Origin of the sequence: Aeribacillus sp. FSL k6-2211, assembly GCF_037966125.1 — a bacterium.
GTDB classification, from domain to species: domain Bacteria; phylum Bacillota; class Bacilli; order Bacillales; family Aeribacillaceae; genus Aeribacillus; species Aeribacillus composti.
Map to the genome: position 1 here is coordinate 3,034,739 of NZ_CP150190.1, position 23,824 is coordinate 3,058,562.

At 38.2% G+C, this 23,824-nt stretch carries 23 protein-coding genes, 2 pseudogenes and 1 other annotated feature (1 of these 26 only partly in view); of the genes and pseudogenes, 6 read left to right on the forward strand and 19 right to left on the reverse strand.

Annotated elements, in window-relative coordinates:
• Nucleotides 1–127 precede the first annotated feature (127 nt).
• From tnpB to NSU19_RS14650, 3 genes are all read right to left on the reverse strand, one after another.
• Nucleotides 128–484 (reverse strand): IS66 family insertion sequence element accessory protein TnpB, encoded by a 357-nt coding sequence (gene tnpB, locus NSU19_RS14640; protein WP_048622526.1) that lies wholly within the window; start codon nt 482–484, stop codon nt 128–130.
• Nucleotides 478–804: a transposase gene (locus tag NSU19_RS14645; RefSeq protein ID WP_327848417.1), complete on the reverse strand. Its 327-nt coding sequence runs from the start codon at nt 802–804 to the stop codon at nt 478–480. Before NSU19_RS14645 ends, tnpB begins: the two co-directional genes overlap by 7 nt.
• Nucleotides 805–1,261: 457 nt before the next feature.
• A protein-coding gene (locus NSU19_RS14650; protein WP_339200028.1) for an IS3 family transposase occupies nt 1,262–2,394 on the reverse strand; the annotation gives its coding sequence in 2 pieces (ribosomal slippage) (nt 1,262–2,163 and nt 2,163–2,394; 1,134 coding nt in all).
• Between the two features lie 40 nt (nt 2,395–2,434).
• Here NSU19_RS14650 and NSU19_RS14655 point away from each other — a divergent pair.
• The gene (locus tag NSU19_RS14655) at nt 2,435–2,725 is read left to right on the forward strand and encodes a transposase (RefSeq protein WP_063388766.1); all 291 of its coding nucleotides are present in this window, start codon (nt 2,435–2,437) and stop codon (nt 2,723–2,725) included.
• 11 nt (nt 2,726–2,736) lie between these two features.
• Nucleotides 2,737–3,273 carry an IS3 family transposase gene (locus NSU19_RS14660; RefSeq protein WP_339200029.1) on the forward strand — a complete coding sequence of 179 codons (537 nt, stop codon included), beginning with the start codon at nt 2,737–2,739 and terminating at the stop codon, nt 3,271–3,273.
• Here NSU19_RS14660 and NSU19_RS14665 read toward each other — a convergent pair.
• Nucleotides 3,270–4,880 carry an IS1634 family transposase gene (locus tag NSU19_RS14665; RefSeq protein WP_339197067.1) on the reverse strand — a complete coding sequence of 537 codons (1,611 nt, stop codon included), beginning with the start codon at nt 4,878–4,880 and terminating at the stop codon, nt 3,270–3,272. The genes NSU19_RS14660 and NSU19_RS14665 overlap by 4 nt on opposite strands.
• A 208-nt stretch (nt 4,881–5,088) precedes the next feature.
• Between NSU19_RS14665 and NSU19_RS14670 the strand changes: the two genes are divergently transcribed.
• Complete coding sequence (locus NSU19_RS14670) at nt 5,089–5,448, forward strand: IS3 family transposase (protein WP_339197069.1); 360 nt, start codon at nt 5,089–5,091, stop codon at nt 5,446–5,448.
• A gap of 252 nt (nt 5,449–5,700) precedes the next feature.
• Here the strand turns inward: NSU19_RS14670 and NSU19_RS14675 are convergent, their stop codons facing one another.
• Entirely contained in the window at nt 5,701–5,982 is a 282-nt protein-coding gene (locus tag NSU19_RS14675) for a transposase (RefSeq protein WP_339193224.1), read from the reverse strand.
• 140 nt (nt 5,983–6,122) lie between these two features.
• Here NSU19_RS14675 and NSU19_RS14680 point away from each other — a divergent pair, with 140 nt between their 5' ends.
• Together NSU19_RS14680 and istB are read left to right on the forward strand one after the other, a co-directional pair.
• The gene (locus NSU19_RS14680) at nt 6,123–6,863 is read left to right on the forward strand and encodes a hypothetical protein (RefSeq protein WP_339197072.1); all 741 of its coding nucleotides are present in this window, start codon (nt 6,123–6,125) and stop codon (nt 6,861–6,863) included.
• Nucleotides 6,860–7,612 (forward strand): IS21-like element helper ATPase IstB, encoded by a 753-nt coding sequence (gene istB / locus NSU19_RS14685; protein WP_339197075.1) that lies wholly within the window; start codon nt 6,860–6,862, stop codon nt 7,610–7,612. The genes NSU19_RS14680 and istB overlap by 4 nt, the downstream gene beginning before the upstream one ends.
• 20 nt (nt 7,613–7,632) lie before the next feature.
• On the opposite strand, the pseudogene NSU19_RS14690 reads toward istB, so the two are convergent.
• From NSU19_RS14690 to NSU19_RS14750, 13 genes and pseudogenes are all read right to left on the reverse strand, one after another.
• Nucleotides 7,633–8,444: pseudogene (locus NSU19_RS14690) on the reverse strand (RHS repeat-associated core domain-containing protein); the annotation flags it as partial.
• Between the two features lie 59 nt (nt 8,445–8,503).
• Nucleotides 8,504–8,749 carry a DNA-binding protein gene (locus tag NSU19_RS14695; RefSeq protein ID WP_339193225.1) on the reverse strand — a complete coding sequence of 82 codons (246 nt, stop codon included), beginning with the start codon at nt 8,747–8,749 and terminating at the stop codon, nt 8,504–8,506.
• 249 nt (nt 8,750–8,998) lie between these two features.
• A complete protein-coding gene (locus tag NSU19_RS14700; protein WP_066246758.1) occupies nt 8,999–9,235 on the reverse strand; it encodes a hypothetical protein in 237 nt (78 codons plus the stop codon).
• A 105-nt stretch (nt 9,236–9,340) separates the two neighbouring features.
• The gene (locus NSU19_RS14705; protein WP_087960047.1) at nt 9,341–10,702 is read right to left on the reverse strand and encodes a transposase; all 1,362 of its coding nucleotides are present in this window, start codon (nt 10,700–10,702) and stop codon (nt 9,341–9,343) included.
• Nucleotides 10,703–11,150: 448 nt separating this feature from the next.
• Nucleotides 11,151–12,427 (reverse strand): annotated as a pseudogene (locus tag NSU19_RS14710) (IS110 family transposase).
• Between the two features lie 189 nt (nt 12,428–12,616).
• Nucleotides 12,617–12,910, reverse strand: a complete 294-nt coding sequence (locus NSU19_RS14715; RefSeq protein WP_339197078.1) for a hypothetical protein — start codon at nt 12,908–12,910, stop codon at nt 12,617–12,619.
• Nucleotides 12,911–13,443: 533 nt separating this feature from the next.
• Nucleotides 13,444–13,989, reverse strand: coding sequence for a stage II sporulation protein M (locus tag NSU19_RS14720; protein ID WP_339197080.1), 546 nt, complete (start codon nt 13,987–13,989; stop codon nt 13,444–13,446).
• Nucleotides 13,979–14,650 (reverse strand): ABC transporter ATP-binding protein, encoded by a 672-nt coding sequence (locus tag NSU19_RS14725; protein ID WP_327856387.1) that lies wholly within the window; start codon nt 14,648–14,650, stop codon nt 13,979–13,981. The genes NSU19_RS14720 and NSU19_RS14725 overlap by 11 nt, the downstream gene beginning before the upstream one ends.
• A gap of 3 nt (nt 14,651–14,653) precedes the next feature.
• The gene (locus NSU19_RS14730) at nt 14,654–15,943 is read right to left on the reverse strand and encodes a sugar transporter (protein WP_327856388.1); all 1,290 of its coding nucleotides are present in this window, start codon (nt 15,941–15,943) and stop codon (nt 14,654–14,656) included.
• 142 nt (nt 15,944–16,085) lie between these two features.
• On the reverse strand, nt 16,086–16,646 hold the full coding sequence (locus tag NSU19_RS14735) for a hypothetical protein (RefSeq protein WP_339197084.1): 561 nt from the start codon (nt 16,644–16,646) through the stop codon (nt 16,086–16,088).
• A 62-nt stretch (nt 16,647–16,708) separates the two neighbouring features.
• The gene (locus tag NSU19_RS14740) at nt 16,709–16,936 is read right to left on the reverse strand and encodes a hypothetical protein (protein ID WP_339197087.1); all 228 of its coding nucleotides are present in this window, start codon (nt 16,934–16,936) and stop codon (nt 16,709–16,711) included.
• Between the two features lie 323 nt (nt 16,937–17,259).
• A complete protein-coding gene (locus tag NSU19_RS14745; RefSeq protein ID WP_339197090.1) occupies nt 17,260–18,453 on the reverse strand; it encodes an ISL3 family transposase in 1,194 nt (397 codons plus the stop codon).
• A 680-nt stretch (nt 18,454–19,133) separates the two neighbouring features.
• Nucleotides 19,134–20,384, reverse strand: coding sequence for an IS4 family transposase (locus tag NSU19_RS14750; protein WP_339192832.1), 1,251 nt, complete (start codon nt 20,382–20,384; stop codon nt 19,134–19,136).
• 198 nt (nt 20,385–20,582) lie between these two features.
• On the opposite strand from NSU19_RS14750, the gene NSU19_RS14755 reads away from it, so the two are divergent.
• Nucleotides 20,583–21,752 (forward strand): ISL3 family transposase, encoded by a 1,170-nt coding sequence (locus tag NSU19_RS14755; protein WP_021292746.1) that lies wholly within the window; start codon nt 20,583–20,585, stop codon nt 21,750–21,752.
• Nucleotides 21,753–22,455: 703 nt separating this feature from the next.
• On the opposite strand, the gene tyrS is transcribed toward NSU19_RS14755, so the two are convergent.
• Entirely contained in the window at nt 22,456–23,718 is a 1,263-nt protein-coding gene (gene tyrS, locus NSU19_RS14760; protein WP_066248876.1) for a tyrosine--tRNA ligase, read from the reverse strand.
• Nucleotides 23,719–23,766: 48 nt separating this feature from the next.
• Nucleotides 23,767–23,824 (reverse strand) — a binding site (T-box leader); it runs 159 nt beyond the window's last position.

The following is a 23,824-nucleotide window of genomic DNA, read 5'->3' on the forward strand; positions in this document are numbered from 1 at the left end:
CTTTTCGTTGAGCGCTTTGTAATATTCAATTGTGCCTTTTGAAGTCTGCGCTGATTTTTCCATATGTCCAGTATACGGAAAAGAATCCAACTTGCCTAGTATCGAATTCTTTTTTTATTTATTTGTTTTATAGAAGGATGCGTGCCTTCACTTCCTGATGCGCTTGTTTTTGTTCGATTGGCAAGCCGTCCAGCAGCCAGCGCAGCTGGCGTGAACTGATAGACATGGGCGCTGTATCATTCTCCGACGGCCAGTGGAACGTCCCTTTTTCCAGACGGCGATAATGAAGCCAGAAGCCGTTATGTTCCCATTGAAGAATCTTTAACTTGTCCCGTTTCCGGTTACAAAACACGAATAAGCACGGAGAGAAGGGATCGAGTTCAAAGCATTCCTGTACAATAGCGGCCAGTCCGTCAATCGATTTGCGAAGATCCGTACTGCCACGCGCCAGATAGACACGTTCAAACGGGGAATTCATCAACATTGGTGTTGCAGCACCCGAATCACATCGGTTAATAGATCCAGATTGGCACCGGGCCGTACTTCAACGGAGATCGCATCAACGTGTAAAAAGATCGGACCTTGACCTGAAGAGGGCAAGGATTCTTCTACCTGAACAGCCAGCCACTGCGTCTGGACAGGCGTTTCAGTGCAACTGCCACCGCGGGAGAACTGCCTCACCCAATAGTACATTTGGTGAGTTTTGATTCCTTGATCCCGGCACCACTCCGCTATACTCTGTCCACTCTCTTTCCAGGCATCATATCGTGCTTTCCATTCTATTCTTTTTTCTTTTAGGGTCATGGCAAAACCTCCCGAATCATTCTAAGAAGATTATCACACGGATGACCTATGATCGGAATGTGGGTTTTATTTGACGCTTACCAAGGTTAAACCGCCCTGGTTCCTTTTCTCTTCTTATCTTTTTGTGAATGGTGATCAAGATAAGAAGGAGAAAACATAGCCCTCCTGTGCTCGTTATTTAACTTGCTTTTGCCTATTGAACCGGTGTTTGATAACTTAAAGCCCCTTGTATACGTTTGTGATTATAATACCAAATGTAATCATGATCTATACTTTTCACTGTTTGTTGGTATCTTTCTTCTTCTGTATCTCATTAATTTTTAACAAGTCTTAACTTCTATTAAGAAAATATGTAAAATAATGTTGGTATAGGTGCCTGGCACCACCTGAATATTTAGTATAATATTGGTGTTATGTCAAGAAAACGGACACGTTAAACAGAGAGAAATAGCTGAACCTATGCAGCTACTTTTCTCTGATTAGCGTAGTATGTTTCTTCAAATTCACATGGCGATACATAGCCAAGAGCGGAATGACTTCTTTTTCGGTTGTAGAAGGATTCGATGTACTCAAAAATGGCTTGTTTCGCTTCTTTCCGCGTATGGAATCGATTCGGATAGATACACTCTTTTTTGATTAAGCTATGAAACGACTCCATACAAGCGTTGTCGTAACAGTTCCCACGTCTCGACATGCTCACTTGAAAATGATGTTCCTGTAAAAGCTGCTGATAGTTATTCGAAGCATATTGGCTCCCACGATCCGGGTGATGAATCACTCGTTCCATTGGTTTTTCGCTGTTTAAAGCCCGTTGTAACGCTTTAATGACTAACTCTTTGGTCATTCGTGTATCGATATACCAACCTACGATTTTTCGTGTATACAAATCCATGATACTCGCTAAATATAACCATCCTTCATCAGTAGGAATATACGTGATATCGGCCATCCATACTTCATTCGGAGCAGTTGCTTGAAAGTTTTGTTCCAATAGATTGACATATACGTTGTAAGGATGATTACTATTAGTCGTTGCTTTGTATTTACGCACAGTAATCGATCTCAATCCTTCTTCACTCATGATTCGGGCTACTGTCTTTTGGGACACACGAATCCCTTGTTTACGTAGTTCTTGCATAATTTTCGGACTTCCATAAATCTTACGGGACTTTAGATACTCATTTCGAATCTGTTGAGTGAGTTGTTCTTTTTGTTCTTTCTGTTTACTTTTCGCCCGCTTAAGCCAGGCGTAATCCTCACTTCTTGAAACACCGAGCACTTGACACATCTTCACAACAAGAAATTCATTTCGGTGTTGAAAAATGAAGGCGTAAATGACTTCTGGTTTCTGGTGAAGATGCCTAACGCCTTTTTTAGGATGGCTAATTCCTCCTCCAACTCTTGATTGCGACGGCGTAATTCGATGATTTCTTGATTTTGTGGTTTGATGTTGCCTGAACCTACAAAACTCGTTCCATTGCTTTCTTTGTATTCTTTAACCCAACGGTGAAGAGTGTTGTAAGCCAACCCCAACTCTTTTGCCACTTGGGCGATGGACTTATCTGATGTTAGACTAAAAAGTAGACACAGATTATTATAGTAATAATAGACTGAAAAATGAGGTGTCTACATGACAAAAAAACAAAGGCGGTACGAGGAAGACTTTAAGCGTCAAACTGTTCGTTATATTTTGGAGGAAGCGAAATCCGTTGCACAAGTGGCTCGTGAGCTCAAAATTAACGAAAATACTCTTCACGGCTGGATGAAAAAATATAAGCAAGAACCTGAAATAACAGAAACCCAAACGTTTCGATCCGAAGACCACGAAGTTCGTGAACTGAAGAAACGTATTCGGGATCTGGAGGAGGAAAACTCCATCTTAAAAAAGGCGATGCACTTCTTCGCGAAAGACCATCGGTAAAATATTCATTTATCCATGAGCATCGCTTCGATTACCGATTGGAGAAGATGTGCGAAGTATTGAAAGTTTCTCGAAGCGGTTATTATAAATGGCGTGATCGTCCCAAAAGTGCTAGACAAGAGCGTCGAGAAGAATTGACGCAGGAAGTGCGTCGTGTGTATATCGAATCTCGCCAACTGTATGGGAGTCCAAAGGTTGCCAAAAAGCTTAATCATGAAGGCATTAAGGTTTCACAGAAGACGGTTTCTCGCATAATGAACAAAGAGGGAATGAAGTCTCGTACCGTGAAAAAGCATAAGGCTACCACTAACTCAAAACATAACCATCCGGTCCACGAAAATGTCTTAAACCAACATTTTACTGTTACGAAACCAAATGAAGTATGGGTAGCTGATATCACATACATTCCAACGGATGAAGGTTGGCTTTATCTAGCTAGTATGATGGATTTGTATTCAAGCTCAAGTTTGACAGAGTACACTAAAGAAAAGCCCGAAAATACTGGTGTTTTGGACTTTACCCACAACACGTACCACTACACTTGTTAGTGGCACGTGTTTTTTTCTAATACTCTAGGAGGCGCTTGTGTGACAAGTGCTTCAAATGCTAGATTTGCTTGACCTTGTAATTCTGTACGAACGATTTGCTCTTCACCATTCACGCGTATTTTCGAGGCCTTCACCTGGCTTACATCATGCAAAATATCCTTTACACTTGTTTGGCATCCTATTTCTTTTAGCTTATAGGCCAAAAAGGATTCCATGACAAGCGCAAGGAAACAAACCATGATATGGCCTCGAATACGAGATTCCACTCGATGGTACATCGGGCGAAGTTCTAGATTCGACTTCAGGTTACGAAAGGCTTGTTCCACTCTCCACAACTCTTTATAGGCAAGTGCTGCCTCTTCATCCGTTAATGACGAGTTGGTACGAATGGCGTACTTTCCGTCAAACTTTTCGTCATTGGATACCTTCTCTTCATCAATTTTGGCCGATGCTTTTTCTATCGTTAAAAACTTGGAATACGCACGGTTTTTGACGAGTCCAGATGGACCGAGTTCATCAAGCTTCGATTGAAGGTTTTCTAACACGACTTGACGACTCGCTCGATCACGTTCTTCAGCGTCCGGATTGTAACAGAGTACATACGTTTCGCCATCGATTTTCTTTGACTTCACTTTTAGATTCGGGAGAACCTTCTTATATGGCCCACGGATGGATAATAGCTCTTGGGCTTTCTTCGACTTTCGTAATTTGACACCCACTATATATTCCATGCCCAGTTCACGAATTTGATCTAAGTTGGCTTCACTAACCATTCCGCGGTCTCCCACTAGAATGACTTTCTGAATAGGATAGCGCTTCTTCAGGTCTTCAACCACCATGCCAAATGTCTTCGTATCATGCATGTTTCCAGGGAAGACTTGATGTCCAATCGGAATCCCTGTTTTGGTCATTAATAAGCCAATCACGACTTGTTTTCGATCTCCACGATGATCTTTGGAGTAACCATAGTGAGCCAGCAGTTCGTCTGCTTCCTCTCCTTCGAAATAGGTGCTTGTCGTGTCGTAAAACACGATATCTACTTCTAATGAGGTTAAATCGGTTAAATGTCCATAAAGTTGTTCCTCAATTTTTTCTTTTTGTTCACTTAAGAAGTCTAATGCACGATAGTAGTGATGGAGTTGAATGTCTGAAAGACCTTCTGCATAAATCGTGTCGATCCATTGTTTGAAGATATCATGCTTACTATTGGGATCCATGAGACGGTTTAACACCATGGCAAAAATGGCTTCGTCATACTGAGAAGCAGCCTCGGAATCATCCATGATTTTACGTAATAGCCGACCAAGCCCTAACTTTTCCCATACCTTTCGGAACAGATAAACCGGCCCAAACTCTTTTGTCCAAAGCACGGAGACAGAAGAGGAAGAGCCTTGCCCGTGAATTCGGTCAAAGTAACGCTCTGAAAATTTGGCTAATCCCTCGATTATGTTATCGACAGAGCCATTCTCTAATAAATGTTCTAACCTCCCTAGATTACAAAGCGTTTGTTGCCGAACTTTATTGTCTACACGAAATGTACGACATATTTGTAGATATTGACGAACAGAACCATTTTTATTTTTTTGCTTATTAATTCGAATATACATAGCACTAATAGTATAACATATATTACATATTATTGGATATACAAAAGTTATCCACATAACACTACATAATGATTATATTTTCGATAAAAAAAGTGGATAACTATTGGTATAATCACCTTTAGTTATCCACATGTAGTGAAATGGTGTCAAACTTGAGTCAAGGAAAATAGTCGGCTGGCATATAGACTGTTCCATGAAAAAGGAGCTAGTGTTAAGTGCTTTAAAGCAAGCCTATCAGCGTCAACAACCACAGGGTTCTATCCTCCATCATTCTGATCGAGGGAGTCAATATGCTTCAAATGACTATCAAGCTAAGCTAATGGAATACGGAATGAAATGTAGCATGAGCCGCAAAGGAAATTGTTATGACAACGCTTGTATTGAATCATTTCATGGGGTTATAAAAAAAGAACTAATCTATCAGACTCGTTATAAAACAAGGGAGGAAGCAAAAAAGAGCATATTTGAGTATATAGAAATATTTTACAATAATAAACGTATTCACTCCGCAACAGAGTATTTTTCGCCATCTGAATACGAACGTATGTACTATAAAAAGGGAGCTTAATGAACATATTAATAGAATAGTTAGACCCGAAAATTTACCTTTTAAAAATAATTAGGACAACGTCGTAATTATTTTTAAAAGGCCACCAAGCGATAGCGCGGTAGCTGCGAAAAAAATCTATAAATTTTTGTGTCTACTTTATTGACCTAATATCAGTACTTCTCGGCACGCCAAGGACCGTACACATGGTTTTAAGGTCATAATGGTGTTTGGCTCTTATCTCGTCAATCATGGATATAACAGTGGTTTGATCTACTTCTTTGCGAATATGGCCATAGCTTTTTTTAAGATTTCGTTTTCCTCTTTCAGCCGGTGCAATTCTTTTTGCAGGTTCAGAAATTCTTCCGGGGTAAAAGAGCCCCCGTCATCCAGCTTAACCGGTTTTTGTTTTCTGATCCATTTGTAGATTGTCGTTTCAGACAGGCCATATTCGCTGCAGATCTGTTTTACTGGTGTTCCAGTTTGATAAAGCTCAACCACCATTTCCTTAAATTCAGCATGATAACTTTTACGTTTTTCGCTTGTGTTACCCATATCAGGACACATCCCTTCGTTAATATTATATTTCACTAAAGGGTGTCCATGAAACTATACTAGCATCAAAAAGGACAAAAAATGAAGAAGCACAATTAACTGATGAATTTGTTCAATTTCAGAATTATTATGGCTTTGATGTGCAGGTATGCAATCCAAGAAGTGGCCATGAAAAAGGAAATGTTGAGAATAAAGTTGGATATATACGCTATAACTTTTTTACTTCAGCTCCAATAATGGACAGCTATGAGGGTTTAACTGATCAATTATTTCATAAATTAGAGGCGGACAGAAATAGAATTCATTATGCCAAAAACGTACGTATTGAGGACTTATGGCAGGAAGAACAGGATTATCTTCTAGCCTTACCAGAAAAACCCTATCCTGTATTTAAAGAGCATCTTGTGAAAGTAAACAAATATAATGAAGTGAAAGTGGATCAGACGTTGGTTCATGTTCCTAAGGGTGGCAACTATAGTCCATTACAAATGATAGTAACATGGGATCAATTAAAGATTGTTTCACCTAATGGGGAGATATTATTGGATGACTATCGGCCATATATGAAAAAGCGAAAAGCATTACCATGGCTTTCAATAATTAAAACATGGATTCATAAACCAAGGGTTGTAGAATATTCGCGCTATAATAAGTATTTACCGGGAAGAATTAAAGAATTTTTGTTGGTAGATAATTTAATTATTCGACGAAAACGATTAGAAGCTCTAGCTAGTTTATTAGTTTCTCATGACATGAAGAAGATTAATGAAGAGTTCTATGAATTAATTGCACAGGATAAGCTACCTAGTGATAATAATCCTTATGAAGTGGACTGGAGTAAATACGATTCATTAGCTCCTAGAGAGGAGGCTGTCAATTGAAACAGGACATTAAAGAATTGTGTAAGTCATTGAGGTTAGCTTATGTTGCGGATGTATACGAGCAAATACCGTTTGAAACTCCGAAACAATTCTTATATGGGCTACTTAAGGAGGAAATAAGATTAAGAGAAAAAGCGAGAGCAATCCGCTTGATAAAAAAGGCGAAGTTCTTAGATAAAAAGAGTTTACATGATTACGAGTGGACCGAACAACATCGGTTCCCTCCTCACTTAACCAAAGAGGATTTGTGTAGCCTACAATTTATTGAGAATCGAGAAAATGTAGTTTTAGTTGGTTCACCCGGGACAGGGAAGACTCATTTAGCCACAGGACTAGGGAAAAAAGCTTGTGAACTAGGTTATGAGGTTCGTTTTTACCGTGTTGCCCACCTAGTTGAGGAATTAGAGCAAGCTTTACGTAACAACCGTTTATCAGCATTTAGAAAACGGATGGAGAAGGTTGATTTGGTCATTTTAGATGAAATGGGATACTTACCATTTAGTAAAGAAGGAGCTGAATTATTATTCCAAATCATATCGGAGTTTTATGAACAGAAAAGCGTAATTATTACATCTAACTTAGAATTTAGTCAATGGAACCGGATCTTTACAGATTCTCGATTAACAGCAGCGTTAGTGGACAGGCTAATTCATCACGCCCATATCATCTCTTTTCATGGCGAGAGCTATAGACTGTCCCACGCATTGTCGAAAAGGAATGAAATGGGTGGCAAACCTCTGCATTTTTAATTGCATTTCTCTGCACTTTTCTATTGCAAAATACATTCTATAGATCTATATTTCCTTTTACCTTTATTATTTTTAGTAGAATAAAGAACTCCCCAATATCCTTTACCCGAATCGTTTGCCCCTTTATCCGTCCTATTTTGTGAATTTTAAAGCCTGTTTTCTTTATCTTTTGAAATATGTCTTTAAATAATTTAGCCCTGTGCCCATCCGGATCGACCAGCATCACCGGGTTGTTATTTGCGTACGTATAACCGTTTTGTATGAGGATATCATCGTCATCCCCCGGGTCGGGATCTAAAGATAAGAACACGCCATGCGTTGGGTGGTAGTATCGGGCGATCAAGTAGTATAGACCCGTTTCTCGGTCATATTGGTATCCCGCATATCGGTATGGGTTTTCGTCGGCCAAGGAGCCGGATTGGGAAAGAATATTTCCCCATGTATCGTATTGATAGCGCACGGCAATGTTTCCTTGCGCATTGGTTAAAGTGATGACATCGCCATGCGCGTTGTAGTGGTAGAAGTAGGTGGCACTACCTTTTTTCATCGCCAACAGCTGGCCGTTTTCTCCGTATATATACGATCTTACCACATTTCCGCTCGCGTCGGTTTCATATAAGACGTTGAGGCTGTCGCCTTGGTAGTGGTAGTTCGTCACAACGCCACCCACGGTCTTTTGAATGCGGCGGCCGTCTTCGTCGTATTTGTAGGTAACAAACGGCGTGCTTTCGCCTTTTCGAGTGATAGCGACAAGCTGATCGGCTTCGTTCCATTCATATTGGTACTCACCGTCTTTGGTCCGGTTGCCCTTCGCATCGTACGTGATCGTTTCCCGGTCGGTGAAATAAAAACCTTGAAAGGCGCATAGCCAATCAAGTTTTTTTAACATTTTTAATCGCTATACTTGGTTATCCAATCCATAATGTCTTGATCTACATGTAGGTATTCATCCGGATCATCTTTTAAATCAACTCCGGAAACAATTTGTAAAAGTTCCCAAACAGTTTCATCTGATATATTTGGCTCATCCTGCATGACATATTCTGAAACCCAATCTGCTGTTTCCTCTCTTGTTAGCTTTCCTTGTAAAATCATTTTCAGTTTATCAACCACTTCCTCTTTTGTTGGTTGTCTCATTTTTTCACCACTTTCCAATATAGTTCCCATTCTTATCAAAACGATAGTGAACCTTGGCACCACCAGTAAATTTAGTATCAGGTCTAACCTGTCTAATTCTACCATTATGATCCACAGTCTCATGCCACGTTCTCTTTCGACACATACCTATTACCCTAATTGAAAAACCTCAAGAGAATTTGTCTTCTAAGGATTATTCACGATTATAAATCGTAAATCTGAGAAATTTCACCTTTTAAACAGACATACTTACATAAAACACCTTCCAATTTCGTCTATTAATCTCTCTAATTTTATCCCCAGCTCATTTGGTTCATCATCATTTAATCCTTTTTCCAAAAACTCTTCATTTACAATATCTCTCAATTCGTTACCTAAAGTTTCATTTATATTAATTTCATTATTTAAAACCCACAGAAGGTCGGGTCTACGGGATTCCAAGCATTCTCTTAATAAAAGTAACATATCTGCGCTTAGCTTTAACATTTACTTCCTCCCTCTATAAATGTTGATATATCAACGGTTGTAGCCGTTTCAGGGGTGTCAAAAAAATATTTTTCGACAAAGTTTCTAACATTATTTCTTAAATACTCAACTTTCGCACACAGAAATATTTAAGCATTGCTTGATATAATTAGGTATAGTGGCCAACCATTTATTCATTTGATTTTTAAAGATGTCCATGTTCAAAGAAACCTCGGCTTCCGCCAAAGTTTGGAAAAGGTCAATAAGTGATTGAAGGGCAGTAATAAAATCTATGTCTTTTACATCTTCGCAAAGGATGTAAAAAAGGTTGCCAATCGTCTTAGGATCCTCCTCTTTTCGCATTTGCCAAGCAATGAGAATATATCGTGTAAAAACAATGGTTGTATGGCTAATTAACATGTCGTAGGAACGTCCCTGGAATTCTTTCTCTAAATTTAAAAGGGATTTATTGCATTTGAAGAAGACTTCAATGTCCCAACGCATGCCGTAAATACGAATGATCTCTTCATTTTCTAATGTTGTATCTGTGCTGAGAATGGCAAGCCATTCGCTCCGTTTATTACGGTTTCGTACAAATAGAATTTTTACTGGAATTCCATTGTCTAAAGTAGCATAAACGGATCCGCGAATGTCTTTTTTACCCATGTGAGGTTTTGCCAATTTGTAAAGTTGATTCAGTGTGAAACGTTCACCATTGTAAACGTATCGCTGCTTTAATTGCTTCACCAAGCCAATGACAAATAACCCTTTGTTCGTAATCTTCTCAATTAAAGGCGCTTGTGTAAACCAGGAATCCATGAGAACATAGTCAGCTATAATCCCTTTTTCAAGCGCATGATCAAGTAAAGCTGAAGCCACGTCCGGTTTTGATTTCAGAGCTTCCTGGCGACGCTTATAGCCAGATGTTCGTTTATCAATATTGGTATTGATTTCTTGCAGGCGATTTTCCTTTTTCGGTGAACTTAGAAGAGCAAAATCAACGGGAATAAAAGTAAAACTATCGGTCCAGCCAAGGGTAAGCATTTGAAACCCTTTCAAGTACTGATGGGTAGAGTGATCAAAAACCTTAGCCAACAGTTCAACCGACTTACTACGGTTTCTTGAAAAGACAGAATCATCAATCACAAAAGCTGTGACACGATCTTTTGAAGTTAATGGTTGAAGCAGACGGATCATTTCACTGCTTAATGAAAGCAGAAACTTTCTCCAATGATAGGTTGGTGTATTTAAAAAGCGATAGACTGTATCCTTTCCGGGCAGATCCTGAGATCGTTTACTCATAAAAGCACGAAACCAGTTCTTATATTGGAAGACTAAAAGAAAAATCAGTTTGAAAACAGTAAGACAAGAATACCCGGAAAGTTTCGTAATATTCGCTTTTCTTAAATGATATCCAATATTTAATTCGGAAAATCCTTGTTTAATTTCTTTTGGTAATTGCGCAAAGTAGTCTTTATTCGTTATCATAGTGGTGACACCTTTCTTTTGGATTTGGTTTCGTCACCAATATTTTACCAAAAGAATAGGTGTCTTTCTTTATGTTTTAAAAAATGTCAAATGATAATTTTGTACTTCCCAAAACCATTTACATCAAGCATTTAAACAAGATTTTGGACTGCGAAAGCTGAGTTAAATATGTGTATATCTTACATTGACTGGGTACGCTTCGCGGCCACTACTGGTTAAATTTGGTTGTAGTGGGGGAAGCGTATGGGATGCACCGTGGATCTCTGCATCGCTGATGATGACGAACCCTCCCATGTCTCTTGGCATCCTTGTGCCTACATTCCTTCGTTCGGTCTAGTCATCAGGCAGAGGCCGGCTAAGCTCCTTTAGGGACTCAAGGTCGAATGGATGATATCGCGCCAGCTTCTCCGTGTCATCCTTGTTGTCTAGAGAATCGAGACTATAGGCATCAAGCAGCCGTTTCGAGGCCAAAGATGTCCTGCATCATTCGCTTCGCATCGAACGCTTGGTGCTTCGTACATACAGCGTGCAATACCTTCAATAATTTTCCGCATAACACCACAATCGATTGCTTCTTCCGCAACGGATTATCAGGACGTGTCGTGTAATAGTCGTGCAGCTGCCGAAACGCTTCGTTGTGGCGGATCATCGGCATCATCACGCGGAGAGGAGGGCGCGCAACCGCCTTCTTCCACGCTTGGAGATCCGTTTTTGCCCTTTGTGTTGGCCGGAGGAATGTTCCCGCAGCGTCAGGCCCGCTAATTTGATAAGCTGCCGCGGATCCTGATAATGGGAGAAACTCCCGATCTCTGATAACAATTCTACGATGGTCGCATCGCCTAAGCCCGGAACGGTCTTCAACCATTCGTACTCGACCGATGTCTGTACGAGTTCGATCAGCTGCTCTGTCAGTGCCTCGATTTCTTCTTCCAGTTGGCGGTATCGGCGGACAAGCGTGGCAATTTCGATACGGGCCATCTGTTGTCCTTCCGTTACGCCAATGGAGTGTTGGGCCAATTCCATCAACTTCTTCGCTTTCGGCTTTTGTGGCGATTGTAATCCCTCACTTTGCCGGTAAAGGGCCAGCACCTCTTCTAGTTCTTTTCCTGCCAGATCACTCGGAAATGGCGTATATTCCAGCACCGCGAGCGCCATTTTCCCAAATGACGGGAAGACTTGGGAAAACTCCGGAAAATATCGATCAAGCCAGCGAATCATTTGATTTCGAATCGCTCCCTGTTCTTCCACCAATTTGGAGCGAAATGTCGCTCCCACGCGCAGCTCCGCCTCCATCCCTTTCAGAATACGCGGATAGCTGAATCGGCCGTCTTTCACTAACCGGGCAATGACGAGCGCGTCTTTCGCATCATGCTTGGTTGGAAGGTTATCGTCCAGCTCTTTGGAGCGCTTCACGTGCATCGGGTTTGTCATGACGAGAGGAATGCCCTTCTCGTCAAGAAAGTAAGCGAGATTGAGCCAATAATGTCCCGTTGGCTCGATGCCAACGATCACCTCGGTTTTTCCAAATTCCTTCATGGCTTCCACGATGCACTGGTACAACCATTCCAATCCTTCTCTCGATTGCAGAACGGGAAACGGCTTTTTTAACACCCTTCCTCGCTCATCCACAAAGCAGGCATAATGTTTTTTCTTTGCGATATCCATCCCAACAACCAGCGTTTGATCGGTGACTTGATTAATCTTCTTGTTTGAGATAGAATTCATGTATAGTCCTCCTTGGTATCCAAATTAGGGGTCAATTCGGTTGATTGACACCCCCGAATCATACCAAGAGGGCTTTTTTTATTCAAGTCCCCGAAAAAACTTCTAACAGGAATGCTCCTTATACCTTTTGAACCCTTTGCGTAAGTAGTAATTATTTTTCCGTTCTTATTTAGAACTACAACCGCATTCTTACCCACATATTTCGTTCTTCCTCCTGACTGTTGAACCACTTTTTTTTGGGTTTCTAGTTGCATCTAGAATAGCTTTAGGAGCCACTCCTCTACCACCATCTCTTTGCATAGCCTGTTCTAAACCATGTTTAGTATATCCTGTTATTTTTCCAGCTACAGCCTTTCTAGTAACTTTAGCAAAATTTAGAGCCCGTCTAGCTTTATACACCCTATACGCAATTTTGGCACCTTTAAACGCCGCACCGCCAACCAGTCCCACGCCAACGGCAAAGGAACAATATTTGGTTAACAATAACGTTCTTCAAACATTCGTTGAAGGGCTTCATGCGCTTCGGCAAATCCTCGTAACTTTTTTGGCAATCGCTGTTTGAGTCCAGCCTTTCTGATACAACTCTCGAATCATAAAAAACTCCCCAATCTTCAGCATCGTTTCTCCCCTCATCCAAGATGTCGTTTTGAAACGATTATCTGTCATTTTTGGGGAATTTTAAACCGCTGTTATTGGGGATTTTATCACCGTTGATGACATACTACAAATGCAAAGGTTCAAAAGATATAAGGAAGTTAATGTTAAAACTGGGTGCAGACATGTTGCTAAATGGGTTTTCCCTGTGCCGAGGAGCAGGCAGGATGACATTCTCGCAATTGCCAATGAAGCACAGGCTGCACAGTTCCCTAGCATCCAACTGAGGAGCCAGATGGATCTTCTCATTCCACTAAAATATTCTTGGTTTAGGAAAGTCGCGCCACCTTTGCCTCTTCCCTCAATACCAGTTGCTTGCATATGAAGGTTCATACGAAATCTTTGATGTTACCAATGCCAATTTAATGATGGTAAAGATGATTTATATTACTTTTATCGACTAATAACGGAGATAAATATGTTTCCAACAGTGCGGCAATTAATAAAAGCAATACATCTATGATCAAAAGTATAAAAAGATTTTTTCCCAAACTGATAAATGACTTCCTACCAAATTCCTTTTTTTTTATCATATTAAAAATGTTTACAGTAACATATAAACCTATTGATGCCGTAAAAAACATATTTATAACTTCGATTATTCCATGCCCGGCGAAAAAGGAATATGCTGTTTTTAAGCTAGTTTTTTCTACCAAGCTATGGAAAATAAATCCTAAATAAAAAAACTGCTGGAAGAGAAAAATCAAAGAAAACAATCCGAAACTAATGATTGAGAAAAAAATGGTATGAATATGTATTTCAAAGTTCGTAAAAAAAATCGTTTTAAAAGAAGGATGCAAGTCCGGGTTAAACTGCTCATTAGGTAATAACAAAAAACCTAAAAAGAAAAATATGATTCCCGTTAACGAACTAACTAAAAAACAAATACTAAATATTTTAAATTTCACGGGTACCACTCTCTAATACCACCTTATCAAACAGATCATCTCTTCTTAACCTTATCGTTTTATTTGAAAAATCAGATAAATATATGTCTGTTGAATGAGTTGCATAAATTAAAATTGCTTTGTTTTGAACGACGTAATTCTTCAAAAAATCGAGAATGACTTTTCTAGAACGAACATCTAAATTTACAAAAGGTTCATCAAGCAGAATCAAATCAGGCGAAGAAAGAAGTGCAAGTATTAATGACAGTTTTTGTCTTGTACCCAATGATAGTTCCCGTGTTAGTGTATCTTTATATTTATGGAGCCCAATTTCTTCCATGAGAGCACCAAGAGTCTCGTCTAATCTTTTTTTATTCAAGAAGGACAAGATCATATCTATAGTTTCGGAAGGAGTTAAATATTCATATAAAAAAGGTGTATTACCAATTAATGAAACTCCTTCCATATACTTTTTGAAATTGTCCTTTAATGAAATTCCATTTAACTTGATGTCACCCTCGAATTTGGTCATTCCGCCAATGGTATTCAGTAAAGTTGATTTACCGATACCATTTTCACCCAGTAATTCCACAATACTTTTTTTATCAATTTTCAAATTTATACCATCAAAAATATAAGCTGAATCTCCATATCTTTTCTTAATGTTTATTAACTCAAGCATTTTTTACCTCTCTTTAAGAAAGTTATAAAATAATAAAAAAATAGAGTATATAAAAAAGCAAATGATTATATGATAGACACTTCCTGATTTTATCGAATAAATAGCGACAGCACTGCTAATAATTAAAGGAAATCCAATTATAAACAGATCTTCTATTGGATTGAAAAAATAAATAAAAAAATTGTCTTTGATTTCTTCTAATGATAATTTTTTAAATCGAAAGACTCTTTTTGTAATGATCTGTATTGTGCTGAAGTAGATAACGGTTGAACATAATCCAATGATGGCAGTAACGGACGAAAATCCGTAAAGTACGAGTAAACCAAGATAATAGCTGAGCAGGATAACAAAGAGTTTTCTGGAAAGAAATTTAGAAAGTAAATTCTCATAGTATTTTTTCTTATCAAACTTCTTTATATAATAGTAATCACTTAAATTTGAGTTATTTAACATCTTTGAACTATTTATGATTCCCTGGGATATAAAACTGATCATCACGCTTTCAACTGCTAAATAAACAGTTAGGATAATAAACTTATGAACACCAAAATGATAAGTTATAAACCATATTATAAATGGTAAAATTGCTGCGAATAGATAAATATAAAATATATATAAATAGTAGGTTCTATTTTGAACGGACCGGGACAAAGCAATCAGGTACTTATCTAATTGCGAATCATATTGATATCTTATGAAATGTTCTTTCCGCTTCATATCGTTTGGACCGTGAAAAAATAAAAATAAAATCTGATGATTACTCCAATAGAATTTTAAAAGAATTGTAAGAATGGCAGCAATGATTCCGAAAACCTCATATAAAAAGATTATTACGTAGCTAACATTCATTTTTTCCATATAAATAAAGATAAAAATGCAGTAAAAAAGAATGCTTGTTCCAAATGTTAATGCCAATCTTTCCAGGATTAGCAACTTGAATTTATTTTTTCGGGCTTTATACATCCATTCGGAAACATTTTCCATTTCCTGAGGATCATAATCATCATTATTGATATCTGTGGACCAAAGGCTAAAAATTAAATAGATTGTTGCGACATACAAAGGATTTATAAAAGGTTCTAAATAGGAATGAAAATAATAAATGAGCGAGTAAACAAAAATTGGTGCTATTTTTGAAATAAAATTAATAACCTGATTTATTTTGTATAATACAGACAGCAATATTTTTTTATCTGCTTCAGAAAACTCATTGAAAATAGATCTGTAGAAAATCTCTATATTGGAAATTGCTTTTCTTTTTTTTATTAAACGTTTATATTTGAAATACTTCATCTGTCCTCAATTCCCTAACATTTTCCCGATGATTCTTATCAATGTGATAACGCCTACCAATAAAAAAATAACTGAAATGGCGAATACGACCATCATCTTCAACTTAAAATATTTTTCCATATTCTTTTACACCTTTCCCAAATTATTGAAAAAATGTAGCATTTATCAATGTATGTATAATAAGTGGCACACCATACAATACCGAAAATATAAGAACCCCTAATTTGATTTTTACGATGTTCGATATAGACTTATCAATAATCGAAAAATATATATATATATAAACTGCCAACAATATTTGTGAGACTGGCGACCAGATCAGCCATGGAATGTTTTGCATATCATTAAGACCGATAGCCTTAATAATAGTCATATTTAATAGTGTTGAAAAGATATTCGCTAAAAGGATTGGAAACATATAGTTGCTAAATTTTAATTTCTTTTTAGTCATGAAATTTGCTACAAAAGTAACAAATAGTGTTTCCATTATTACAACTGTTATACCCGCTATCAATTGCACCGAAGTTATAAAGACAATAACAAATGATTCGGTAAATAAAGGTAAGTTTTTTTGGATGTCGTTAAATTGTTCAATGATCCCAAATTGCCTGATTGAAAAAAAAGTATTGGCAACCAATATCAGAGACAATAGAAAAAAAGAAAGCGTATTGATTAATCCTTGACGTTTTAATATAAGCAACATATTTATCCCCTTCATATAAAGAAGTTAGTGCCCCACACACTACCTTCTTTACTATATTTCTATTAAAGTGCTTTTGCTGCTGCTCTTTTACCCGATCTGGATAGTGCCAAAATTGTAGCACGATAAGACCAAACTGCTGCTGATGCAGCAGCTCCAAGTCCAGTTAGAGTCAGTAATAATGATGCGTAAGAAATCCAATCCAAATAATCCAGAATAACCCCTGCAGTGCTTAAACTAACACCTGTAAGTTGTCTAATCAAAACTTTTTCCATTATATTCAATTCATTCATTATTCATTAATCTATAAATTATGTGGAGGCACTCAAAAATAAGATTCGGATCCGCTCAATTATATAAAATAGTTGAGCAGACCTAACGCAAATATAATGACATAAAGCAAGTCAGATTAATTACATTAATAAAATGTCTCATCACCATATTCTGTGATGTTCACACAATTCCGGAAATAAGTTAGCGAGATTGATACTCAATCTAGAGTAGCTCCTTCGTCAGCTTGCAGACCACTAAGTGGGTAGAATGGAAGAGGTCAAGCGCTTTCCTTGACGGATTCCATTCTACCAACTACAATGCGGAAAGCTGATGAAGGGCATGGTTAAGCAACCTGATTTTTATAAGTTTTACCTGTACATTCCAAAAATACACGTAGCCGAAATCTTTCAAGGTTTCTGAAGCCAAAAGCACGTCTTTTGATGTTCTTAATCTTATGGTTTGTACCTTCAATCCGGCCATTCGTAAAAGGGGTAAGAAAATATTGTAAAATTTGTGCCTTCCAATTTTCTATCGTCTTGGCAACTTGATGAAATGAAGGAAATGGGCTGCTCCATGCGAGTTGAATCCATTCTTCTAAGAGTGAATCAGCTGTATCATAGTCATTCACTTGGTATATTTCTCTAAAGAGTTCTTTTAGAAAATAGGCATATGACAATTCTGAATGCTCTTTGAGCATCTCGTCTAATTGTTGTTTTTCATTAGCCGTTAACTTTTCAGAACCTTTCAAGAGTTTAAACCGTCCCTTTTTTAGTCCAGGAGTTTTCTTTCTAACTTGGTCAAGTGCATGTGTCACCTTTTGCACCACATGATATTTATCAATGACGATACAGGCCTCTGGGAATATAGATTTAACAGCTTTATGGAAGGGATCCCACATATCCATAACAACGGTATGAACGCATTTATCAGACAGAATCTTCTTGGCAAGTAAGATCTGAGTTGAACGATAACTCCGTTGATGTTCCATACCAAGCACACTCCCGGATTGGGTATCCATAAGAACTGTTTCATATCGGTGACCCTTTCGGACAGCGATCTCATCAAGGCTAAGGATTAATTCATTGTTTTCTAAAACACTTTCAAGAGTTTCTAAATGCTCCTTCTCTTTTTCTTTAGCAACGGAATAAAATATTCTTTCAACGGTTGTATAAGGTATTTTTTCCTTTCGACTCACTTCTTGGATAGTAGAGCCAATGCACATTTCGTACAGATATTCTCTGTACCGATTGGTCTGATGCTTATTAGGACTGATAGATTCAAATGTTTGTGAAAATACCTCATTACAGTTGTGACAACGGTATCTATACACTCTGACAAATAAGAAAAGGGGCTTACCTAATACGGACAAGTCACGAACCTTTCTTGTCCGCCAGTCATGGACATGACTAGAAAAAAAACCGCAGTAAGAACAGCGTTCTTCTGTAGTATTTTTCTCAACATGTAACAAATTGCAATCTTCAAGAAACACTTGTTTAACAACTTCAAATTCTGGCAAATCTAGTGATACGGAAAACACTTTAGAACCTCCTGTTATGTTAAGTCACGCTAACATTATTGCCAGGAATTCGTGAGTGTTTTCCTTATTTTTTAGGTTAAATCACAAAATGTGGTGATGAATCAATAAAATTAACTTATACAGTTGTTTGCTAGAATGCTATAGTATTACACTTACAAATCAGAATTACACAATTTATTTATTAAATATTCCATCATAGCACTTTCAAAAATAATTATAATTGTTTTTCCAAATATGTCAATATTTTTATTAAATAGCAGATAATGTATAAAGGTTTGTGTAAAGCATTTTGCTAGACCAAAAGAAAAAGATAGGTATTCTCTGATTTGGCCAAAACACATTCCAAAATTAAATATGGACACAAAATCATAAGGTGACATTTACAGATCGTTTACATCATTTCGGATGGATTGTAACTTTATTTTGAAAAAGAAAACGAAACACTGTTTATGTTTATATGGAAAGTAAATAAAGTTTCGTATCTTCTTCATAAATGTTGATGAAATAGAAATTTATCGATTTTCAGTAGCGTTGCATAAAAAAATTTAATGTTTGTCAAGCTCAATAAAAATTCCAGTTATTTCATGTAACTGAATATTCAGACATACAATCTTTCTAAGCAAGCTTAAAAGGACAATGACGTCTTAATCGGCAGTCCATTTCCACAATTTGGTAATATATTACAGAAACATTGGATCATAAACTAAATCGTCTAGGTGTTCCACCTCCCCTTCTTCAAATTGGTACACGATGGTTTCAAAATCTTTTTCCCAATGGTATTTTTTCCGACCGTTGGACGTTCGAATTGGCTTTTTAAAAAGGGAGCGAACAAAACAGTCAAAACCTTTAAAAAGCAGATTCTGTAAAGTTCGCTTGATCTCTAATAAAGGACCATCGTGATTCACTTTTAATTGGAGCATGGCCTGTAAGCAATAGGTGATTAGGGCGATCCAAATTTGATTGTAAACGGCATTTTGACTTTTTCCATAAAATCTTTTTATCTTAAGGTGCTGTTTCATCCATTTAAAGAAGGTCTCTATCTTCCAGCGATATCGGTATAAATCTGCAATCTCTTCCGCAGAAAGATCAAAGCAATTGGTTATGATGATCACGGGATTCCCTTCGCTGTCGACCGTTTCGATCAATCGGAGAGGATGAGTCATTTTGGTATGATTACGGTCATTTCCTAAAATGACAATCTGATCCCTATAAATCAAACGTTCTGGATTGGGAATCCGTTCCGATAAAACTTCAATCTCTGCGTTCTTTTTAAGCCGGGTAATGAATCGCACCCCTTCTCGGCATAAGCGGTCGAACTGTTTGTAATCGACATACCCTCGATCAAACAAGTAAATCGCATTTGGATCGATTTCAATGAGTTCGTCCATCTGTGTGCGATCGGCATGTTTCGCGGGTAAGATAATCCCTTGATCCGGAACAGTGATATCCTTCGTTACAACAACCTTTAAATGGAGTCGAACACCAGCCTTTGTCTTACGAAAAGTTGCCCATGGATATTGGCTCAAACTCATGCTCATCGTGGTAGAATCAATGACCAGAAGACGACCAATGTTTCGGATGATCGGGGCATTTTTCATTTGCCCTTGGATCTTTAAGACCAGATATTTAAATACTTTTTCAAACAGTTGAGGGGATAATTGGCCTAATTTGCGAGAAAGTTGCGAAGTACTAATTGCATCAAATTCCAGATATGTCTGCAACTCTTCCTTGTCTTTCAAATGTTTGGCCAATTTTGTTAAGCTTTCCAATTCGTTTAACTGAGCGATGATACAAAGTTGTAAAAACTTATACGCCGTTAATTTTTTAATGTATTTGTCAACGTCAATCACATTAATTAGTTTTGAAAAAGTTATTGGATCGATCTCTTTAAATAGTTCATTTATTGTGGATTCTGTGGTATTCTTATCCATAATGGTTTCTCCTTATTCTTAGGATTTGGATAGGACTGCCAATCCTAATTATAAGGAGTTTTTTTATATCCAAAAAGATGGCTCTTCACCACAAAATGTACTTGACAATCAGGTTGTTTTCTGATCAAGGGTACAAAAAATGCGAAATTTCCTGTATGGTAAAGGTGACCAAACCATCAACCATGGAGGAAATTTCGCATGCAATCTCAGTTTATCAAAGATTTGATCACTTTACCAGGCTTTCTTATTCATGGAGAACGAAAAGAGGGAGAACGATGGATTTTTGAACTTTCCCTCCCTCCTCATTGTCCGATCTGCCCGACTTGCTTCGGACGGACAACCAAAATATCATCGAAACGAAAACAATGGATTCATGGCTATACAAATACGGTCGGTTTATTTTGGATTGAACTTCCCATAGAAAGACGGCGTTGCCAAGCCTGTTTTCTGACGTTCACCGTTTCTTATCCGGGACTTCCGTCTCACAGTATCGCGACGGAATCGTTTCAACATTGGGTCGCCCAGTTATGCATCGGAAAAACGATTCAAGAAGTCGCTCGCTTGTTACAACTCGCCTATACGACAGTAGAACGCTGGTTTTATCAATATGCCCCGGCTCTTTTACCAACATCGAATCCTACAGTAGTATGTGTGGATGAATTCGCTTTCCGAAAGGGACATGATTACGGAGTAGCGGTGATGGATACACAGACTCGGAATGTCCTTTCCATTGCTTCTGGAAAAAATGAAGAAGCCATTGTGGAGGCGCTTCAACCCGTCGCCTCCAAAGTGAAGTATGTTGTCAGCGACTTGGCTCCTGCCATGAGAAAAGCCATTGAAAAGGTATGTCCAAAAGCCATCCATGTTCTTGACCACTTCCATGTGATTCAGTTATTCACCGATGCACTGGAACGTTGTCGCAAATACCTTGCCAAAGGCGGAACCAAACATGGAAGCGTTCGCCGCGTGTGCCGATTGTTAAGCCAACGTCCAGAAAAATTAACAGAAGAAGAGAGACAGGAAGTTCGACAATGGTGCCAAGAAAGTGCTTATTTACGTGATGTCTATCAAGCACTTCAACATTTCCGTTACGTATCCAAAAGCCAAACAAGAAAGCAAGCCGAAACTCGTTTGACCCAATGGTTTGACCGGTACCTTTTTAGCGACTGTGCCGCCGTACGCAGTATTGCCAAGGCACTCATCACCCGAAGAGACGCAGTGCTTTCTTGCATCGTTTTTTCTTACTCAAATGGTCCAATGGAAGGAATCAACAACAAAATAAAATTGATCAAAAGGCGAGGATATGGGTATCGAAATATCCAGCGTTTTACTTTGCGTGTCCGTCTAGAGACCTCTATCACATTTTAACGTAAAAATCAAGTACATCTTTTGGTGATGAACCAAAAAGATGAAATTTAACATAAAATTGGGCTTGACAAATTAAAATTAACTTAATGCAATGCTACTGATCGATTTTAGATTTAGAGAAATTTCCTCAAATGGCTTCCCCTTCTTTTTCCTTATATGGATCGGCTCAAAATAAATCTTTTTGGTAAATGTGCCATCACCATTGTAAAAAACTTTTGTATTCTCTGTCCGTTCCTCAATGATTTCCCCTCGTTTAAGGTTAATTTTAGGGGTCGGGACTTTTGACGGTAAATGACTTTCAGTAGAGTTGTTGTCTTTAGAATGAATGGTTTCTGCGAAAACGTCTAAAGGAACGGATGAGAAAAATAACAGATTCACAATTGCCCATATCAACCATTTTTAAACGACTAATTTTCATATAATTCCTCCTTTTCAATAATTTGTTAAATTGATTGTACTTTATAAAAGCTAGATTTAGGTACATTTTTTGACATACAAAATTCTGTATTTTTCGACAAATTTCGCTTCTTTTGTACGAAAAACCCCCCTTCAATGAATAAATTAATCCATTCAATTGAAGGGGGGATGCTTTTGACCTATTTAATAGAATACGGGTATGAGCGGTGGTCGTTTAGAATCACTCGCCCGTATATTTTCCAATTGATTTTAATAGGCCCCTGAAAGTGTGAGCAGAGGCTTATGATTATTTGAAATGAATTAAGAAATATTTCTTTTTGCCCCGGCGGATCACAGCAAATTGACCTTCGATGGTGTCTTTTTCAGACACAATATAATCAAGCTCCTGCACCCGTTCGCCGTTAATGTAAATCGCACCGTTTCCGATGTCTTCTCTTGCCTGCCGTTTCGATGGAGAAATTTTCGCCTGAACCAATAAATCGACTAATCCGATTTCATTTTCGGTCGTTTCATACGAAGGCACATCTTTAAAGCCTTGTTTTATTTCTTCTGCTGTTAAAGCTTTTATATTGCCGCTGAACAGCGCTTCGGAAATTTTGACTGCCTGTTTGAGTGCTTCTTCGCCATGGACAAGTTTTGTCACTTCTTCCGCTAACGCTTTTTGCGCAGACCGTTTTTCAGGAGCATTTTTCACTTCTTCTGCCAATTGTTCAATTTCTTCTTTTGATAAGAAAGTAAAATATTTTAAATATTTGATGACATCCCGGTCATCGGTATTGATCCAAAATTGATAAAATTCGTAAGGCGATGTTTTTTCTTTATCGAGCCAGATGGCTCCTCCTTCCGTTTTGCCGAATTTTGTGCCGTCGGCTTTCGTGACGAGCTGGAGTGTAAGACCGTATGCTTTCGCATTTTCTTCCGTTTTTCGAATTAGTTCAAGTCCTGACGTAATATTTCCCCATTGGTCGCTTCCGCCGATTTGCAAGCGGCAATCATAGGTTTGGTACAGCTTTAAAAAATCGTACGATTGCAAAATCATGTAGCTGAATTCCGTAAAGGAAATGCCCGTTTCAATTCTTGACTGCACGGTTTCTTTCGCCAGCATATAGTTTATGCCAAAGCTTTTGCCGATATCGCGCAAAAATGTGATGACATCCAATGGCCCGATCCAATCGTAGTTGTTGGCCAAAATGGCCGGATTCCCTTCTTTTTCAAAATCCAAAAAACGGGAAAGCTGTTCCTTAATGCGTTCTGACCACTGCTTCACCGTTTCTTTTTCATTTAATGTTCTTTCCTGTTTTTTTCCGCTTGGATCGCCGATCAAGCCTGTTGCGCCGCCAACAAGAGCAATCGGTTGATGACCTGCCTCTTGAAATCTTTTTAACGTTAAAATCGGCAGCAAATGCCCGATATGAAGGCTGTCTGCCGTCGGGTCAAAACCGCAGTACAGCTTCACCTGTTCCTCTGACAACAATTTATCTAACCCTTCTTCATCCGTTACTTGATTAATGAGTCCGCGATATTTTAAATCTTCTAGCAAAGCATTCATCAAACCCACTCCTTTTCAAATTTTATCCAAATAAAAAACGCCCCTTCATGAAGGGACGTATAATTACGCGGTACCACCCTGCTTAAGAACATTTGCATGTTCTTCA

Coding starts and splice junctions, on each gene's coding strand:
- NSU19_RS14665 (WP_339197067.1), bottom strand. CDS start 4,880: ATGTATATTCGAATTAATAAGCAAAAAAATAAAAATGGTTCTGTTCGT.
- NSU19_RS14700 (WP_066246758.1), bottom strand. CDS start 9,235: ATGTTAAAGCTAAGCGCAGATATGTTACTTTTATTAAGAGAATGCTTG.
- NSU19_RS14755 (WP_021292746.1), top strand. CDS start 20,583: ATGCAATCTCAGTTTATCAAAGATTTGATCACTTTACCAGGCTTTCTT.
- NSU19_RS14675 (WP_339193224.1), bottom strand. CDS start 5,982: ATGGGTAACACAAGCGAAAAACGTAAAAGTTATCATGCTGAATTTAAG.
- tnpB (WP_048622526.1), bottom strand. CDS start 484: ATGTTGATGAATTCCCCGTTTGAACGTGTCTATCTGGCGCGTGGCAGT.
- NSU19_RS14725 (WP_327856387.1), bottom strand. CDS start 14,650: ATGCTTGAGTTAATAAACATTAAGAAAAGATATGGAGATTCAGCTTAT.
- NSU19_RS14735 (WP_339197084.1), bottom strand. CDS start 16,646: ATGTTGCTTATATTAAAACGTCAAGGATTAATCAATACGCTTTCTTTT.
- NSU19_RS14655 (WP_063388766.1), top strand. CDS start 2,435: ATGACAAAAAAACAAAGGCGGTACGAGGAAGACTTTAAGCGTCAAACT.
- NSU19_RS14750 (WP_339192832.1), bottom strand. CDS start 20,384: ATGGATAAGAATACCACAGAATCCACAATAAATGAACTATTTAAAGAG.
- tyrS (WP_066248876.1), bottom strand. CDS start 23,718: ATGAATGCTTTGCTAGAAGATTTAAAATATCGCGGACTCATTAATCAA.
- NSU19_RS14740 (WP_339197087.1), bottom strand. CDS start 16,936: ATGAATGAATTGAATATAATGGAAAAAGTTTTGATTAGACAACTTACA.
- NSU19_RS14645 (WP_327848417.1), bottom strand. CDS start 804: ATGACCCTAAAAGAAAAAAGAATAGAATGGAAAGCACGATATGATGCC.
- NSU19_RS14695 (WP_339193225.1), bottom strand. CDS start 8,749: ATGAGACAACCAACAAAAGAGGAAGTGGTTGATAAACTGAAAATGATT.
- NSU19_RS14705 (WP_087960047.1), bottom strand. CDS start 10,702: ATGATAACGAATAAAGACTACTTTGCGCAATTACCAAAAGAAATTAAA.
- NSU19_RS14730 (WP_327856388.1), bottom strand. CDS start 15,943: ATGAAGTATTTCAAATATAAACGTTTAATAAAAAAAAGAAAAGCAATT.